Genomic DNA, 15,401 nt, shown 5'->3' with positions numbered 1-15,401 from the left:
GTGAGTCGTACCCGCCTCCCGTCCGTATCTCTACATGAATGTAGAGTTTCGCCGTTCGGAGTAACGGGGGCGCTGGGCGCTCATGAGTCAGGGGCCGGCCGGAGAGTGCGGCCGAGCGCGGGAAAGGGGCGCCTGTGGGCGGTAGGGGACAGCGGCGGCACGCTCCGGCCGGAAGCAGGTCGGCGCGGGGGACGGGTTCGGCGCGGGCGGCGAAGCCGACGAGACTGACACGGCGGGGCCGGATCGTCGCCTGGACGGCGGGGGTGTTCGCGGTGCTCGTCCTCGCCTCGGCGGGGGTCGGCGCCTGGATATACCAGGACCTGAACGGCAACATCGGCGCCGCCGACATCGACAACAAGCTCGGCGGGGACCGTCCCGAGAACCTCAGTCCGGGGTCGAAGAACATCCTCGTCGTCGGCTCGGACAGCCGGGACGGGGACAACGGGAAGTACGGCAAGGGCCTGACCACCATGCAGTCCGACACCCTGATGGTGATGCACGTCCCGGCCAACCGGAAATGGGCGACCGTGGTGTCCTTCCCGCGCGACTCCTGGGTGCAGATATCCGCGTGCGAGAAGGGTGACGACAGCACCTCGACCCCGCACCACGCCAAGATCAACGAGGCGTTCGCGATCGGCGGTATCGGCGGCGAGGTCGCGGGAGCCGCCGCCTGCACCATCAAGACGGTCGAGGCCAACACCGGACTGCGTATCGACCACTTCATGTCCGTCGACTTCCAGGGCTTCAAGGGCATGGTCAACGCCCTGGACGGCATCGAGGTCTGCCCCGAGCAGGCCATCCACGACGAGAAGGCCCACCTGGACCTGGAGGCCGGCTGCCAGACCGTCAAGGACGAGGAGGCGCTCGGTTACGTACGCGCCCGGTACAGCGTCGGCGACGGGTCCGACCTCGGGCGCATCGGCCGCCAGCAGGAGTTCATGGAGGCGCTGGCCAAGAAGGCGCAGTCGAAGCTGACCAGCCCGACCTCGCTGTACGACTTCCTGCAGTCGGCCACGAAGTCCCTGACCACGGACGAGGACCTGGCCGGTATCAAGCCGCTGTACGGTCTCGCGTCCGAAGTGAAGGGCATCCCCAGCAAGAAGCTGACCTTCCTCACCGTGCCCAACTACCCGCGTGAGGCGGACGTGGCCGCCGACAAGGCCAACGTCGTGTGGCAGTACCCGCAGGCCGACGACCTGTTCACCTCCCTGGCCAAGGACAAGGAGGTCGACAAGAAGGCACTCCAGGCCGAGGCCAAGGACGACTTGATATACGCGTCCGGTGTCCGCGTCCAGGTCCTCAACGGCACCGGCGTCTCGGGGCGGGCCGCCGTCGTCGCCGCGAAACTGCGCCTGGCCGGGTTCACGGTCGTCGGCACGGGCAACGCCCCGGAGACGACCCGCGCCACCACGGCCACCTATCCGCAGGGGATGGGCGCGCAGGCGAAGGTGCTCGCGTCGCGGCTGCCCGACACGCGGGCCGCGCAGGGGTCGGACGCCGCCGCGGGCGTGGTGACCCTGACGGTGGGAACCGGCCTCGACCCCGACGGCATCCTGTGACCCATGCGGCATCCTGCGACCTGCCGGAACATGAGGGACGGGCGGAACATGCGGAACGGGCGGGGCGGCCGAGGCAGTCGCCCCGTCCGCCCCGCCCGTCCCGTCCGCCACGTCGGTCCCGCCCGTCCCGCCGTACGTCCGGCAGCGGTGGTTCTCAGAGGTCGAACTCGTGCGGCGGCAGGTCGAGGGTGAAGCACGCCTCGCGGACGACGGCCTGCTCGGTCTTGTCGAAGTCGCCGTCGGCGCCGCCGATGACGATGCCGATCTGGACCACGGCACGCGCCTCGGCGGGCTTCTTCTTGGCCTTGGCGATCTCCTGCAGCACGCTGACCTTGCCGAAGTCGAAGTCCGCGACGAGCTTGTCGAGGTTGGCGTCGAAGCGGCGCTGGAGGTCGTCGGCGGGGAAGTTCTGCAGCACCTCGTTGGTGGCGATGAGCTGGGCCACCCGGCGGCGCTCGGACGGGTCGATCGTGCCGTCGGCGGCGGCGACCAGCGCGCACATCGCCATGGAGGCGTCGCGGAAGGCACCGCTCTTGAGGTCGTTCTTCTTCGCCACCAGCTGGTTCTGCATCGTCGACGCGGAATCCTTGATGCGGTCCCACAGGGCCATGAGATCTCCGTACGTGTGAGAGGTGTGCCCGGTCGGCCTGGAACGGCCCGGGCATCGCTTATTTCTACAGTAGTGTAGAAATTGGCGGGGGTGTACGACTTCATGAAGAGGGAGCTGTAAGCGCGCGATGACGGATGACGCGGCCACACACTTACCCGGCAGCCGCCGTTCCCGGGCCGCCCTGGCCGCACGCTGCCGCGGTGTCACCGAGGCCCGCTGGTTCGCCGCCGCGGTCTTCGCGCTGATCATCGCCAACGCGCTGATCCTCGGCATCGAGACCTACACGGGCGTCGTCCACCGCTGGCACGGGCAGCTGAAGCTCGTCGAGCACTGCTTCCTGGCGGCCTTCACGGTGGAGATCCTGCTGCGCGCGGGCGCCCACTCGGACCGCCCGCGGGACTTCTTCCGCGACCCGTGGAACCTGTTCGACCTGGCCGTCGTGTTCTCCGCGTTCCTGCCCGTCGTCCGCGAGAACGGCACGATCCTGCGGCTGCTGCGCCTGGCCCGCGTCCTGCGCACGGCCAGGTTCCTGCCCCAGCTGCGCGTCTTCCTCGTCGCCGTGGGCCGCAGCCTGCCCGGCACCCTGAGCTTCCTGATCGTCGGAGCCCTGCTGCTCTACGTGTACGCGATGGTCGGCTGGGTCGCCTTCGCCGAGAGCGACCCCGAGCACTTCGGCTCCCTCGGCCGCGCCGTCCTCACCCTCTTCCTCCTGATGACCCTGGACGGCCTCGGCGACTCGGTCCGCGCGGGCCTGGAGATCTCCCGCTGGAGCATCGTCTACTACGCCTCCTACGTGCTGCTCGCCTCCTTCGTCCTCGTCAACGTGCTCATCGGGGTCGTCATCAGCTCCCTCGACGAGGCCCGCGACCTGGAGCGCGAGCAGGAGGAGGCGCGAGGCGCAGCCGGCGTACTCCCTGTGGTGCCGGTGCCGGTGCCGACGCCGTTGCAGCGTGCGGGGATCGAGGCCGAACGCGAGCTGCGCGAGCGGATCGTGACCGCGCGGCGGGCCCTCGACGACCTCGAAGCGAGCCTTCAGCGGGTCTTCACGCCCCCACCGCACGGAGCGGAAGGCATCGGCATCCCCTCGGACCCGGACCCCCTCACCCGTGAGCCGCATCCGGGGTGAACGCGCTCACAACCGGACCGTCGCCGGCCAGACGGTCACCGCGGCGGTGAGGAGGAGCGCGATGTTGAGGGCGATTCGCCGGTCCCCGAGCTTCAGGTGCACCCCGGTCGCGCCGATCTGCAGCACCACGAACCCGAGGGCCGCGGCCAGGGCCAGCCAGGGCGCGATGCCGGTCAGCGGCGGAAGGATCAGCCCGATCGCGCCCAGGACCTCGATCACGCCGATCGCCCTGACGGCCGGCATCGGCGTGCTGTCCACCCAGGCCATCATCGGGCGCAGCCCCTCACGGCTCCTGACCACCTTCACCCCGCCCCCGTAGAGGTAGAAGAGGGCGAGCAGGCCGGCGAGGATCCAGTAGGCGAGTCCGAGTGCGTCAGTCATGCCTTGATCACACTGCGGGGGCACCCCGGCTGTCCAAGACCCGTTCCGGCACCTCGATACCGTACGGGTATCAGTGGAGGTACCGCTCTGGCTATCGTGGCGCCCATGGAGCTACGCACGCTGCGCTACTTCGTGGCGGTCGCCGAGGAACTCCACTTCGGCCGGGCCGCCACCCGGCTCCACATGAGCCAGCCGCCGCTGAGCCGGGCGATCCGGCGCCTGGAGAGCGAGCTGGGCGCCGCGCTGTTCGACCGGTCCTCCGCCGGGGTCGCGCTCACTCCGGCCGGGGCCCTGCTGCTCGACGAGGCGCGCGACCTGCTCGGCCGGGCCGACCGGCTCCGCGAACGCGTGGCCGCGGCGGCCGGTGCCGCGCTCCTCACCGTCGGCATCCTCGGGGACAGCACGGACCCGGGCGCGCTCAGACTGGCCGCCGCCCATCGCCGGCTGCACCCGCACGTCGAGGTCCGCGTCCGCGAGACGGACCTCACCGATCCGACCTGCGGACTGCGCGCCGGAGCGGTCGACATCGCCCTGACCCGCGGGCCGTTCGACGAGACCGGGCTGGCCGTGCGCGAACTGCGGGCCGACCCCGTGGGGGCGCTGCTGTGCGCCGACGATCCGCTGGCCCGCCGGGAGAGCCTGAAGCTGGCCGACCTGACCGGCCGCCGCTGGTTCCGGTTCCCGGCGGGCACCGATCCGCTCTGGCAGTCGTACTGGAACGGCGGGGAACCCCGTGAGGGGCCCGTGGTGCGGGCGGTGCAGGAGTGTCAGCAGGCCGTTCTGTGGAACGGCACGGTCGGTATGACGCTCCTCGACCACGCGCCGGCGCGGAGGCTCACGGTGGTACCGCTGATCGACATGCCACCGAGCCGCGTGGTGCTGGCCTGGAACCAGGGCGACACGAACCCCGTACTCGCCTCGTTCGTCCGGACCGCGATCGCCGCCTATGCATGACAGGTGACAGGTGACAGGTGACAGGTGACGTGCGGTGGACGGCGGGTGATGGATGGCGGCTCCGCCCGGTAGTCTCCGGCGCATGCGGATCTCCGTCTCCTCGGACATGGACGAACCCGTGGCCCGCGCGCTGGTCGCGGAACTGCGCGAGCGCGGCCACGAGGTGCGGGCGTACGGGGCGTTGTCGCCCGGGGGCGACGCGCGGTGGGCGGTGTGCTCGGAGGCGGCGGCCCGCGATGTCGCCGCCGGGCGGGCGGACCAGGCGGTCGTGTGCTGCTGGACCGGCACGGGCGCGTCGCTCGCCGCGAACAAGGTGACGGGCGTACGGGCCGCACTGTGCACGGACGCCTACACGGCCGACGGTGCCCGCCGCTGGAACGACGCCAACGTGCTGGCCCTCGGGCTGCGGCTGACGTCCGGACCACTGCTCAGGGAGATCCTCGACGCGTGGTTCGGCGCCGAGCCCAGCACGGACGCCGACGACCGCGACAACGTGTCCCACGTGGCGGAGATCGATCGCGGCCGAACCGGCTCGTAGCCGGGGCGGGACGACCTCCGCCGTTCACAGCACCCTGCGGTGCACCAGCGCCGACAGCACCAGCGCGCCCGGCAGCAGCGGTATCCATACCGTCAGGACGCGATAGCCGACGACGGTCGCCGCCGCGACGCCCACGGGGGCGCCGAACGCGACCATGGTGAACACCAGCGCCGCGTCCACGGGGCCGATCCCGCCGGGCGCGGGGACGGCTCCGACCGCCGTACTGGCCAGCAGCAGGGCGAGGACCACCTGCGTCCACGACAAGGGGAGCCCGAGCGAGAAGCCGACCGTGGCGATCACGCTCCCCTGCAGCAGCGGGGTCGCCGCCGCCCCGCCCCAGAGGGCGGCGATCCGGGCGGGCCGCCGGTGCAGCAGCCGTACGTCGGTCAGGGCGGTGCGTACGCAGTCCACGGCCGGGCGGCGCAGCGGACGTACGGCCGTCACGAGCAGCACGGCCGTACCGAACCCGGCGGCGACGGACCCGGCGACCAGGGCCATGGTCCGTTCGTCCGGGACCAGTTCACCGAGGTGGAGCAGGTCCGGGTGGGCCACCACGAAGACCAGCAGCACCATCGTCTTGGCGATCGGTCTGACCAGGGAGTACAGCGCGAGCGAGGCGGTGGCCCGGGCCAGGGGGATGCCCCGGCCCTGGAGGAAGCGCAGGGTGACGGCGTGGGCGCCGATGCTCGCCGGGAGCACATGGTTCGCGGCACCGGCGGCGAACTGCGAGGCGAGCAGCAGTCCCGGCGGCAGCCGGTCCGGAAGGGCGCCCTGGCGTACGCAGGCGGCGGCCACCCAGCCCAGGCAGGTGCACAGGACCGCGGCGAGCAGCCACCAGGGGTCGGCGGCGGCCAGCCGGGCGGTTCCGTCGCGGACGGTCCGCCAGTCGGCCGCCGCCCATGCCGCGATCAGTGCCAGCGGGAGCAGGGTCAGGGCCCAGCGGACCGGGCGCCCGACCGCGGGGAGGCGGGAGGGAGCCGGATCGGGGGCGAGGACCGGGGAGAGCGGTGGAGCGGGGGCGGGCGTGGGGAGCGCCCGGGGGACGGATTCGAGCGGGAGCGAGGACACGGCGCACGTCGTCCTTCCGCGTCATACCCGCGCGGGGCGGGCGGACGGTCACGGCGAGGCAGGAGGGGACGGCCGAAACATGCCCACCCGGTGTGACGCCATGGTGTCCGCAAGCCGACGGGGCGTGGACGGCCCGCCGTCGCGCACACGGCTCCGGCTTCTTTGTTGTGCCCACGCCCACCAGGTCTCAAGCCACCCGCTGCCCTGCTCACCCCTGCCCTGCTCACCCCTGCGCTGTCCGGCCCGCCCGTTCTCAGGCCGGGCCGCCGGGCCGCCCGCTTCCGTCGCTCTGCGCCGAGGTCGCTATCAACTGGTCGATCAGCGCGATCAGTACGTCCCGGCACGAGTCCCGGTCCCGGGCGTCGCACAGCAGCACGTGCGCGTTCTCCGGCAGCGCCAGGGCCTCCCGGATCTCCTCCGGCTCGTACGGATGCTCGCCGTGGAAACCGTTCACGCCGACGACGAACGGGATGCCGCGCCGCTCGAAGAAGTCGATGGCGGCGAAGCTGGACTCCGGGCGGCGGACGTCGACCAGCACCACGGCCCCCAGGGCGCCGATGGCCAGGTCGTTCCACATGAACCAGAACCGCTGCTGCCCGGGCGTGCCGAAGAGATACAGCACGAGTTCCTGGCTGAGCGTGATCCGCCCGAAGTCCAGGGCCACCGTGGTGGCGTGCTTCTCCGGGATGCCGCCCAGGTCGTCGACGCCGAGGCCGGCCGCGGTGAGCGGTTCCTCGGTGCGCAGCGGCACGATCTCGCTGACCGAGCCGACCATGGTGGTCTTGCCCACGCCGAAACCGCCGGCGATCAGGATCTTCACCGTGTCGGGTGCTGAGGTCCCCTGGATGACGGGGCTAGAGCCGGCCAAGGCCGTCCCTCACTTTCTGCAGCAGGTCCAGGTCCGAGGTGCGGGAGATCTCACGCGGTGCCCGGGCGGTGATCCGGCCCGCCTCCAGCAGATCGCAGAGCATGATGCAGACCACGCTCACCGGCAGATCGAGCTGGGCGGCCAGTTCCGCCACCACGAGGGGCTTCGCGCACAGCCGCAGGATCCGCGCGTGCTCGGGCTGCGTCCGCGCGGCCCGGGCGGGCGGCGGATCCACCGTGGTCACCGACGTGATGAGGGTGAAGTCGGCGCGGCTGGGCCGGGTGCGCCCGCCGGTCAGCGTGAACGGCCGGACGAGACGGCCCGCCGAGTCGCCTCCGTTCACTTCACTCGCCGGAGTCGGTGGCGACGCCGGCTCGCGGAGCCGCGCTGAGATGCTCGCCGATCTTCTTCACCAGCATGTTCATCTGGTACGCGACCACACCGACGTCCGCGCCCCGGTTGGTGAGCACGGCCAGATGGGCACCGGGGCCCGCCGTGGTGAGGATCAGATAGCTGTTGGCCATCTCGATGAGCGCCTGCCGCACGGGCCCGCCGCGGAAGTCCATGCTGACGCCCTTGCTGAGGCTCATCAGACCGGACGCGGTCGCCGCCAGCCGCTCGGCGTCGTCCCGCAGGAACCCCGTGGACCTGCTGACGACCAGTCCGTCCTCGGAGAGCACGACGGCTTGGTTCACCTCGGCGACCCGGTCCACCAGTCCGGTGAGCAGCTGGTCGAGCTGACTGTGCGTGGCAGGGATGGGGCGTGTCATTTCTCTGTCCTTCATGAGCGGTCAGCGGGCGGAGTCGAGGTGACGGAAGCGCCTTCGGGTGCGGCTTCTTCCCCTTGGTCGTACGACGGATCCGCGTCGTTGTCACGTGCCTGGAGTGTTCCGCGCTGGAATCCGGCAAGGGAGGAGGCCGCGCGTTCCGCGGTGAAGTCGTCCAGGGAGCTGTCGGTCTCGTCGGCCGCGGAGTCCTCACGCAACTCGGCGGCCAGGCTGGTCTGCGGCACCCGGCGCGGCAGCGCCTTGAGGCCGTCGCGTGCGGGGAGGCCGCCCGGTACGGAACGGCCCGCACCGGCGTGCCCCGTGTCGGCACGGCCCGCGTCCGGACGGGGCCTGACGGTGCCGGCCCGTGCCGCGGGTACCTCGGCGCTCCGCGCGTGGGCGACGGGCTGCGCCTCCCTCGGGCGCTCGTGCGCGGGGCCGTCCGGCGTGCCGTCCTCGGCGCCCCCGGCGTTCTCGCTGTTCTCGAAGTCCCGCGCGGTCGCGCTCCTCGTGGCGACGGCGACGGCGGCCCGGACCGGTTCCCCGGCCGGCCTGCGCGCCTCGTCGGCTCCCCGCGTGCTCCCGGCTATGGACTCCGGGGACTCGCGCACCACGATCTCGTACGGGACCAGCACGATCGCGGTCGTGCCGCCGTACGGCGAGGGGCGCAGCGTGACGGTGATGCCGTGCCGGTTGGCGAGCCGGGCGATCACGAACATGCCGAGCCGCAGGTCGTCGGCGAGGGCCACCACGTCGAACTGCGGGGGCACCGCCAACTGGGCGTTGAACGACGCGTAGTCGTCCTCGGACATACCGAGCCCGCGGTCCTCGATCTCCACCGCGAGGCCCTTGGCCACCAGCCCGGCCCGTACTCCGACGGGGCTGGGCGCGGGGGAGTACGTGGTCGCGTTGTCGATGAGTTCGGCGAGCAGGTGGATGACGTCGGCCACCGCGGGCGGCGCGAGGAACACCTCCTCGTCGGTCTGCACCTCCACGCGCTGGTACTCGGCGACCTCGCCGACCGAGCTGCGCAGGATGTCGATCAGGGCGACCGGCTCGGTCCAGCTGCGGCCGGGCCGTTCACCGCTGATGATGACGAGGTTCTCCTCGTAGCGGCGCAACTGGCTCGCCGTGGAGTCGAGTTCGTACAGGCCCTTGAGGATCTCCGGGTCCTGGTGCTGGCGTTCCAGCGCGTCGAGCTTGGTGAGCTGGAGGTTGACCAGGTTCTGGCTCTGCCGGGCGATGCCGAGGATGACCTTCTGGAAACCGCGCCGGGTGTCGGCGAGTTCCACCGCGGTGTTGACCGCCGTGCGCTGGGCGGTGTTGAACGCCTGCGCCACCTGGCCGAGTTCGTCGCGGCCGTAGTCCAGCTCGGGCGTCGCGGACTCCACGTCGACCGTCTCGCCGCGGTCGAGGCGCGCCACCACGTCGGGCAGCCGCTCCTCGGCCAGACCGAGGGTGGCGATCCGCAGTCCGCGCAGCCGCCGGGACAGGGAGCGGGTGATGCGCCACGACATGAAGACGCACACCAGCAGGGCGACGAGTCCGGCGGCGCTCAGCGCGGCGGCCTTGATCAGCAGCGCCTCGGCCTGGTCGTCACTGCGCTGCAGCAGCGCCGACGTCTCCTGCTGGATCAGGGTGGAGTACTGCAGCCGGAGCTTGTCGTACGCCGTGGTCCAGCGCTTCTCCGCGTTCGGGAGGTCGATCCGTCCGCCGTCGCCGCCCTTCGCGCGCGCCGCGAGCACCTGCTCCTCGACGGTCTCCAGGGACTTCCAGTCGGAGCCCTGGAGGATCCGCTCGGTCTGTGTCTTGACCGAGCCGCGCAGCGACGGGATGAGCTGGTCCTCGACGAGGAAGCGCCGGGCGTTGACCAGTTGGGTGAAGTGGCTCCACGACTCGTCGTCGAGCCTGCCCGCCGGCCACACCAGGTGCAGCTGGGCGTCCTCCTGGGAGACCAGCTCCGCCGAGTGCTCCAGGGCGACGAGCGGGCCCGCCTGCGAGGTGAGTTCGCCGTCGTCGACCTGCGAGATCTCCTGGAACGCGTGGATCTGGTCGTCGATGATCGACGTGTACTGGTCCAGCGCCTGCTCGGGGGTGATGTCGGTGGGGTTGTCCACCTGCCCCCGGTAATACTCCAGGCTGCCCACCGACGCGATGACCGAGTACATCCGGTCGCGGATACGGGTGGGTGCCTCGCGGATCCGGTCGGACTGGCCGACCAGGGTCGCGATGGCCTTGTCGGTGCGTTCCCGCTGCGCGTCGAGGGCGCTGCGGGAGCTGTCGGGCGAGGCCAGCAGCACGGCCGACAGGCTGCGTTCCTTCTGCAGCGCCAGCGTCGCGTCGGTACCCATGGCCCCGGTCGACCGGCTGAGGCCGGTCTGGTCCCGCAGCCGCAGGCCCTCGGAGAACATCTGGATCGTCGTCACACCCCACATGGCGGCGAGGGTGACGCTGGGAACCAGGGCCAGCAGGATCAGCGAGAGACGTATGGAGCCGAGACGGCGGCGGGCGCCTGTCCGTGGAGACATCGTCGTCCTAGAGCGATCAGCGGTGAGCAGGGGTCAGTCGCGGGGGAGTTCGGGCGGTCGCGGGGGTGTCGGATCGTCGGCAGGGCAGGGCAGGGCAGGGGACGGCCGCGCGGGGTGAGCGCGTGTCCTGTACACACAGGGGGTCCGCAGGATGCTATCCGTACAAGTGACCGTACGCACCGTGAGTACCCCAAACCTTGTCATCGCCGTTATAAGGCGATCTCCGTTCGGGCAGCCCGGCGGGCGGTTCAGCGGGTCCCGTTGGCCGCGTACTTGGCCACCGAGGCGACGTTCTGCTTGGTGACGAACGCCGGTCCGGTGAGCACCGGTTCCTCCCCGCCGCCGCTGACGTTGCCGTTGGTCTCGTACAGCCAGAACGCGTCCACGGCGAGGTATCCCTGCAGGTAGGGCTGCTGGTCCACGGCGAACTGGACGTCCCCGCTCTGCACGGACTTGACGATGTCGTTGTTGAGGTCGAACGTGGCGATCTTCGCCTTGCTGCCGGCCTCCTTCACCGACTTCACGGCCGCGAGGGCGAACTGGGCGCCGTTCATCACGACTTCGTCGATGGTCGGGTCCTGGCGCAGCGCGGCGGCGACGGACTCGATCAGGGCGTCCTCGTCGGTGCCGTCCACGTAGACCAGGTCGGTACGGCCGCCGAAGGTCTTCTTCACACCGGCGCAGCGGGCCTCCACGGCCACGTTGCCGCGCTCGTGGATGACGCACAGGGCGTGCTTGGCGCGCAGCGAGTCCAGCTTGTCGCCGACGGCCCGGCCCGCGACGCTCTCGTCCTGGCCGAAGTACTGCATCAGGCCGCCCGGCTTCCAGGCGTCGATACCGGAGTTCAGGCCGACCACCGGGATACCGGCCGCCCTGGCCGCGGCGACCGCGCCCTTCATGGCTTCCGGCTTGGCGAGGGTCACCGCGATGCCGTCGACCTTGTCGGCGACCGCCTCGCGCACCAGCTTGGCCTGTCCCGCGGCGTCGGGGTCGCTCTGGTAGGCCAGGTCGATGCCGTCCTTGGCGGCGGCGGCCTCGGCGCCCTTGCGCACCCGCTCCCAGAACGCGTCGTCCGGGGCGCTGTGGGTGATCAGGGCGACCTTGATCCCGGAGCCGCCCGCCTTGCCCGCCGTGGTGGCGTCCGAGTCGGCCCCGTCCGAGCCGGTACAGCCGGACGCGAGCAGGGAGACGGCGGCGCAGGCTGCCAGGGCGGCGGTGCCGCGCGCGGATCTGCTGGAAAGGGGACGGGCGGGAGTGTGGGTCATGGGGGAACGGCACCTCGCTGTGCGGCCGACAAGCGGATGGGGGCGTCAAGTCGCTGTGACGGGCGGCAGGACGAGGTGCCGTCTGTCCGACTTTCGCTGGCCGGAGCCAACCGTGTGTGACGCCCGGTCGTCAAGTGAGTGACCGCATGGCCCGAGTTGTGCGCTTTTGATTTGAGGTGGAGATGAGGGACGAGGGTCGCTCCCGAAGGGGCGCAGGGAACTGCGCGGCCCGCCCCCACCGGCCCGCGGATGCCGTAGGACGGTCCGCAGGCCGGTTCCGCAGGCCGGCTTCACCAGGGATCAGCCCCGGCTGCACGCCGGATTCGCACCTGCTTACAGCGACAGCGTCATCCCTTGCGGGCGATCGCCCCGTACATCGCGATGTCCTCGTCCCGGACACCCTCTTCGCCCTGGCCGTCCGGAAGCCACTTGTGCACCTGGACGATCCCGGGCTCGACCAGCTCAAGACCGTCGAAGAACTCCTCGGCCTCCCCGATCGTCCGCAGCCGCATCGGCATGCCGCGCGCCGCGTACTCACGGGCGACCCGGCCGACCTCGTCCGGCGCGAACTCCGCCGTGCCGATGGTCATCGCCAGGTAGCTGCCCGAGGGCAGCGTGTCCAGCAGGCGCCGGACGATACCGACCGCGTCGTCCTCGTCCAGCACGAAGTGGACGATCGCGATGACGGTCAGCGCGACCGGCTTGTCGAGGTCCAGGGTCTCCAGGAACTCCGCGGAGCCCAGGACGGCCTCCGGGTGCTGGAAGTCGGCCTCGATGTACGACGTCCTGCCCTCGGGGGTGCTGGCGAGCAGCCCCTGGGACAGGGTGAGGACGATGGGGTCGTTGTCCACGTAGACCACACGGGACTCGGGCGCCACCGACTGGGCGATCTCATGGAGGTTCGGGGAGGTGGGGATGCCCGTCCCGATGTCCAGGAACTGGCGTATCCCCGCGCTCTCGGCGAGCCAGCGCACCGCGCGGTTCATCCAGTCGCGGTTGGCCCGCATGTGCACGGGCATGGCGGGCCACTCCCGCACCATGGCGTCACCCGCCTCCTTGTCGGCGGGGTAGTAGTCCTTGCCTCCGAGGATGTAGTCGTAGATGCGAGCCGAGTGCGCGCTCTCGGTGTCGATCCGGTCGGCAGGCCATCCGTCGTTGTCGGGCAACGCCGATCTCCCATCATGTCGTCGGTTCACGGTGAACGCTCAAGCACCAGCAGGAGTTTCGGAACAGCGGTCAGAGCAAGAAGTCGGCGCGGCCGGCCTTCACGCCCGCCAGGAAACTTGTCATCTCACGAGGGGTGAAGACCAGCGCGGGACCGTCGGGGTCGGTGGACTGGCGCAGCGCGACCCGGCCGTCGCCGAGCTTCTTCGCCTCGACGCAGGCGCCGCCCGCGTCGTCGCTCCACGGCTTGTACCAGCCGCGGTTGCCGAGTTCGCGGGACGGAATGCCGTTGCGTATGTGGTGGTGCACGTCAGAGCTCCTTGCGGATCGCACCGAGGAGGGCCTCGGTCTTTCTGGCGGGCGCCGACTGGGCGCCCAGCCGGTCCAGGGCCTCGCGGTAGACCACGACGTCGTCGTCCTTGTCCAGGTACACAGCGCCCACCAGGCCGCTGAGATAGACGATGTCGGGCAGCTCGCGCGCCCGGAACCGGAAGAGGTGGAACGCGCCGGCCCGCATGGCCGGGTGCGGACCGTTCGCGAACGGCATGATCTGCAACGTCACGTGGGGCAGTGAGTTGAGTTCGATCAGATGGTCGATCTGGGCGCGCATCACCTCGGGGCCGCCCACCGGCCACCGCAGCACCGTCTCGTCCATCACGATCCACACACGCGGCGGCGAGGGCTTGGTGAGCAGTTCCTGGCGCCGCATGCGCAGGGCCACGCGGCGGTCCGTCGCGTCCACCGAGGCGTGCGGGTTGCCGGCGCTCAGCAGGGCGCGCGCGTACTCCTCGGTCTGCAGCAGCCCGTGCACGAACTGTGCCTCGTAGGCGCGGATCTGCAGTGCCGCCTGCTCCAGGCTCAGATACGCGGAGAACCAGTCGGGCAGCACATCGCGGTAGGTGTGCCACCAGCCGCGCTTGTTCGCCTCACGGACCGACTTCAGGAAGGTGTCGATCTCCTGCTGGTCGGTCACGCCGTAGATCTGGAGCAGCTTCTCCGCGTCGGGGAGCCGCAGCCGGGCCACCTTGGCGGCCTCCATGCGGCGGATCGTGGAGTGACTGACCCCGAGCGCCGCACCGGCCTGCTCGAACGTCAGTCCGGCCCGGGTGCGCAGTTCCTCCAACTGTCTGCCGAGGATCATGCGCAGGACGGAGGGCGCGCCACCCCAGTCGGTCTCAGCGGTCACGCCTTACCCCCTCACAGCGGGCTTCGAGGTCGCAGTCTGTCACGATCACCCGTTCGACAGAGGAAGCATGCACCTGCTGAATTGCAATTTTCAACTTGCCGGTTGCGAGGTGATGTTGGCAGGTGTCACAGTAGGGCGTACCGTCACGGCCCGGTGAACGACCTGACGGCGCGGCCAAGTTGGGGGAGAACGGCACGCGCACCGTCACTGTCCGCAACGGGGTGTTCGCACCCCGCGGCGCAGCGGATCCGTGCGGTACCGGCACCGGTCTGACCCCCGGTGCGAAGGCAGACGAAAGGCGAACGGCGATGGCTCCGCCCTCTCTCCCCAAGCCATTGGGCCGACTGCCCGCGGACGAACACACGGAGAGCGCGACAGACGGCGCGCTCGACAGGACACCCGACAGGTCAGGCGTGTTCGGCCTGCCCCCGACCCCCGCCTCGGTCGGCCTGGCGCGCCGGAACGTGACCGAACTGCTCCGCGCGTGGGGCACGGATCCCGAGGCATGTGACAACGCTGTCCTGGTGACGTCCGAGCTGGTCACCAACGCGCTGACGCACACGGCGAGTGAGCGGATCGTGTGCAGACTGCGCTCCGACGGACAGCGGATCCAGCTGGAGGTCGAGGACCAGAACCGCGGTCTGTCGATCCCCGCCCAGCGCACCGCCCGACTCGACGACCAGGGCGGCCGCGGACTCATGCTGGTGGGCATGCTCAGCACCGACTGGGGCACGCGCGACACCGCGCACGGCTCCGGACGCGTGGTCTGGGCCGTCCTGCCGGCGCGTCCCACGACGGTTCCCCCGCCGTCCCCCCTGCCGTCGGACAGACGGGCACACGCCTCCTCCGGGCTCGTGTCCACCCCGCACCTCACCCGGCCCGCCCCCCACTCGGCCGAAGGATCTCTGCCTCATGGAACTGCAGCACGCCCCTGAACCGTGGTCGCGTACGACCGTGACGTCCCCGTCCCAGCGTCCGATCCGCCTGGTCATACCCGCACAGTTGCGCACCGGTCTGGGGTGTGACGTGGTGGGCACGTCCAGGGAGCACGGCGAACGCATCCTGGACTGTCTGCCCCGTATCGGCTGTGTCTTCGCCGACGAGTCCGACGACGGCTCCGCGGACGGCGGGCGCTGGTGGTGGGTCGTCCCCGCCGGATCCCACATCGGCGTCAGCTGGCCGCCCTCCGTCACCTACACGGTCGGCGCCCGCCGGGCCGACCCGTCGTGGACCCGGGCCCGCCGCGGCCGTTTCTCCGCGAAACCCCGGCTGATCCACAGCCCCGAGGGCGACTCGCCCTACACCCCGCCGATCCCCCTGTACTTCCTCGCGTGCCGTCTGGCGGGCCGCGTCCCGAGCTGGTCCCTCGCCGCGGGGGCCTGAGCGG

Annotated in this window: 17 protein-coding genes; 6 read left to right on the top strand and 11 right to left on the bottom strand. The window is 71.0% G+C overall.

Annotated features, from left to right (window positions below):
- The first annotated feature begins 134 nt into the window (after window positions 1–134).
- Window positions 135–1,559: an LCP family protein gene (locus tag ACZ60E_RS15860; RefSeq protein WP_469440904.1), complete on the top strand. Its 1,425-nt coding sequence runs from the start codon at window positions 135–137 to the stop codon at window positions 1,557–1,559.
- 154 nt (window positions 1,560–1,713) lie between these two features.
- Here ACZ60E_RS15860 and ACZ60E_RS15855 read toward each other — a convergent pair whose 3' ends face one another.
- On the bottom strand, window positions 1,714–2,169 hold the full coding sequence (locus ACZ60E_RS15855) for a tellurite resistance TerB family protein (protein WP_107021983.1): 456 nt from the start codon (window positions 2,167–2,169) through the stop codon (window positions 1,714–1,716).
- A 127-nt stretch (window positions 2,170–2,296) separates the two neighbouring features.
- On the opposite strand from ACZ60E_RS15855, the gene ACZ60E_RS15850 reads away from it, so the two are divergent.
- On the top strand, window positions 2,297–3,295 hold the full coding sequence (locus ACZ60E_RS15850; RefSeq protein WP_469440902.1) for an ion transporter: 999 nt from the start codon (window positions 2,297–2,299) through the stop codon (window positions 3,293–3,295).
- Between the two features lie 6 nt (window positions 3,296–3,301).
- Here the strand turns inward: ACZ60E_RS15850 and ACZ60E_RS15845 are convergent, their stop codons facing one another.
- Window positions 3,302–3,676: a DoxX family protein gene (locus ACZ60E_RS15845; protein ID WP_453795136.1), complete on the bottom strand. Its 375-nt coding sequence runs from the start codon at window positions 3,674–3,676 to the stop codon at window positions 3,302–3,304.
- A gap of 105 nt (window positions 3,677–3,781) precedes the next feature.
- Here ACZ60E_RS15845 and ACZ60E_RS15840 point away from each other — a divergent pair, with 105 nt between their 5' ends.
- Window positions 3,782–4,630, top strand: coding sequence for a LysR family transcriptional regulator (locus ACZ60E_RS15840; RefSeq protein ID WP_469440901.1), 849 nt, complete (start codon window positions 3,782–3,784; stop codon window positions 4,628–4,630).
- An 82-nt stretch (window positions 4,631–4,712) separates the two neighbouring features.
- Window positions 4,713–5,168, top strand: a complete 456-nt coding sequence (locus ACZ60E_RS15835; protein WP_469440898.1) for an RpiB/LacA/LacB family sugar-phosphate isomerase — start codon at window positions 4,713–4,715, stop codon at window positions 5,166–5,168.
- 24 nt (window positions 5,169–5,192) lie between these two features.
- Here the strand turns inward: ACZ60E_RS15835 and ACZ60E_RS15830 are convergent, their stop codons facing one another.
- The 9 genes from ACZ60E_RS15830 to ACZ60E_RS15790 form a co-directional block, all read right to left on the bottom strand.
- A complete protein-coding gene (locus tag ACZ60E_RS15830) occupies window positions 5,193–6,236 on the bottom strand; it encodes a lysylphosphatidylglycerol synthase transmembrane domain-containing protein (protein ID WP_469440896.1) in 1,044 nt (347 codons plus the stop codon).
- Window positions 6,237–6,489: 253 nt separating this feature from the next.
- A complete protein-coding gene (locus ACZ60E_RS15825; RefSeq protein ID WP_385835773.1) occupies window positions 6,490–7,104 on the bottom strand; it encodes a GTP-binding protein in 615 nt (204 codons plus the stop codon).
- Window positions 7,091–7,447 carry a DUF742 domain-containing protein gene (locus ACZ60E_RS15820; RefSeq protein WP_384809966.1) on the bottom strand — a complete coding sequence of 119 codons (357 nt, stop codon included), beginning with the start codon at window positions 7,445–7,447 and terminating at the stop codon, window positions 7,091–7,093. The genes ACZ60E_RS15825 and ACZ60E_RS15820 overlap by 14 nt, the downstream gene beginning before the upstream one ends.
- A gap of 1 nt (window position 7,448) precedes the next feature.
- Window positions 7,449–7,874 carry a roadblock/LC7 domain-containing protein gene (locus ACZ60E_RS15815; protein ID WP_107021990.1) on the bottom strand — a complete coding sequence of 142 codons (426 nt, stop codon included), beginning with the start codon at window positions 7,872–7,874 and terminating at the stop codon, window positions 7,449–7,451.
- Window positions 7,875–7,885: 11 nt separating this feature from the next.
- Complete coding sequence (locus ACZ60E_RS15810; RefSeq protein WP_453795132.1) at window positions 7,886–10,399, bottom strand: sensor histidine kinase; 2,514 nt, start codon at window positions 10,397–10,399, stop codon at window positions 7,886–7,888.
- A 248-nt stretch (window positions 10,400–10,647) separates the two neighbouring features.
- Complete coding sequence (locus ACZ60E_RS15805) at window positions 10,648–11,664, bottom strand: substrate-binding domain-containing protein (RefSeq protein WP_384809962.1); 1,017 nt, start codon at window positions 11,662–11,664, stop codon at window positions 10,648–10,650.
- Window positions 11,665–12,011: 347 nt separating this feature from the next.
- The gene (locus ACZ60E_RS15800; RefSeq protein WP_384809961.1) at window positions 12,012–12,830 is read right to left on the bottom strand and encodes an SAM-dependent methyltransferase; all 819 of its coding nucleotides are present in this window, start codon (window positions 12,828–12,830) and stop codon (window positions 12,012–12,014) included.
- A gap of 70 nt (window positions 12,831–12,900) precedes the next feature.
- On the bottom strand, window positions 12,901–13,137 hold the full coding sequence (locus ACZ60E_RS15795) for a DUF397 domain-containing protein (RefSeq protein WP_107021994.1): 237 nt from the start codon (window positions 13,135–13,137) through the stop codon (window positions 12,901–12,903).
- A gap of 1 nt (window position 13,138) precedes the next feature.
- Window positions 13,139–14,014: a helix-turn-helix domain-containing protein gene (locus ACZ60E_RS15790; RefSeq protein ID WP_384809959.1), complete on the bottom strand. Its 876-nt coding sequence runs from the start codon at window positions 14,012–14,014 to the stop codon at window positions 13,139–13,141.
- A 308-nt stretch (window positions 14,015–14,322) separates the two neighbouring features.
- Between ACZ60E_RS15790 and ACZ60E_RS15785 the strand changes: the two genes are divergently transcribed.
- Both ACZ60E_RS15785 and ACZ60E_RS15780 read left to right on the top strand, forming a co-directional pair.
- Window positions 14,323–14,949 carry an ATP-binding protein gene (locus ACZ60E_RS15785; protein ID WP_469440890.1) on the top strand — a complete coding sequence of 209 codons (627 nt, stop codon included), beginning with the start codon at window positions 14,323–14,325 and terminating at the stop codon, window positions 14,947–14,949.
- Window positions 14,927–15,397, top strand: coding sequence for a hypothetical protein (locus ACZ60E_RS15780; RefSeq protein ID WP_384809956.1), 471 nt, complete (start codon window positions 14,927–14,929; stop codon window positions 15,395–15,397). The genes ACZ60E_RS15785 and ACZ60E_RS15780 overlap by 23 nt, the downstream gene beginning before the upstream one ends.
- The last annotated feature ends 4 nt before the right edge of the window (window positions 15,398–15,401 follow it).

Source organism: Streptomyces sp. NPDC102514 (assembly GCF_055584525.1).
This window is presented reverse-complemented; position numbering and strand designations above follow the sequence as displayed.

Excerpts from the sequence above, each read along its gene's own strand:
- ACZ60E_RS15810 (WP_453795132.1), bottom strand. The coding sequence starts at position 10,399 with ATGTCTCCACGGACAGGCGCCCGCCGCCGTCTCGGCTCCATACGTCTC.
- ACZ60E_RS15785 (WP_469440890.1), top strand. The coding sequence starts at position 14,323 with ATGGCTCCGCCCTCTCTCCCCAAGCCATTGGGCCGACTGCCCGCGGAC.
- ACZ60E_RS15855 (WP_107021983.1), bottom strand. The coding sequence starts at position 2,169 with ATGGCCCTGTGGGACCGCATCAAGGATTCCGCGTCGACGATGCAGAAC.
- ACZ60E_RS15845 (WP_453795136.1), bottom strand. The coding sequence starts at position 3,676 with ATGACTGACGCACTCGGACTCGCCTACTGGATCCTCGCCGGCCTGCTC.
- ACZ60E_RS15780 (WP_384809956.1), top strand. The coding sequence starts at position 14,927 with ATGGAACTGCAGCACGCCCCTGAACCGTGGTCGCGTACGACCGTGACG.
- ACZ60E_RS15850 (WP_469440902.1), top strand. The coding sequence starts at position 2,297 with ATGACGGATGACGCGGCCACACACTTACCCGGCAGCCGCCGTTCCCGG.
- ACZ60E_RS15835 (WP_469440898.1), top strand. The coding sequence starts at position 4,713 with ATGCGGATCTCCGTCTCCTCGGACATGGACGAACCCGTGGCCCGCGCG.
- ACZ60E_RS15805 (WP_384809962.1), bottom strand. The coding sequence starts at position 11,664 with ATGACCCACACTCCCGCCCGTCCCCTTTCCAGCAGATCCGCGCGCGGC.
- ACZ60E_RS15815 (WP_107021990.1), bottom strand. The coding sequence starts at position 7,874 with ATGACACGCCCCATCCCTGCCACGCACAGTCAGCTCGACCAGCTGCTC.
- ACZ60E_RS15840 (WP_469440901.1), top strand. The coding sequence starts at position 3,782 with ATGGAGCTACGCACGCTGCGCTACTTCGTGGCGGTCGCCGAGGAACTC.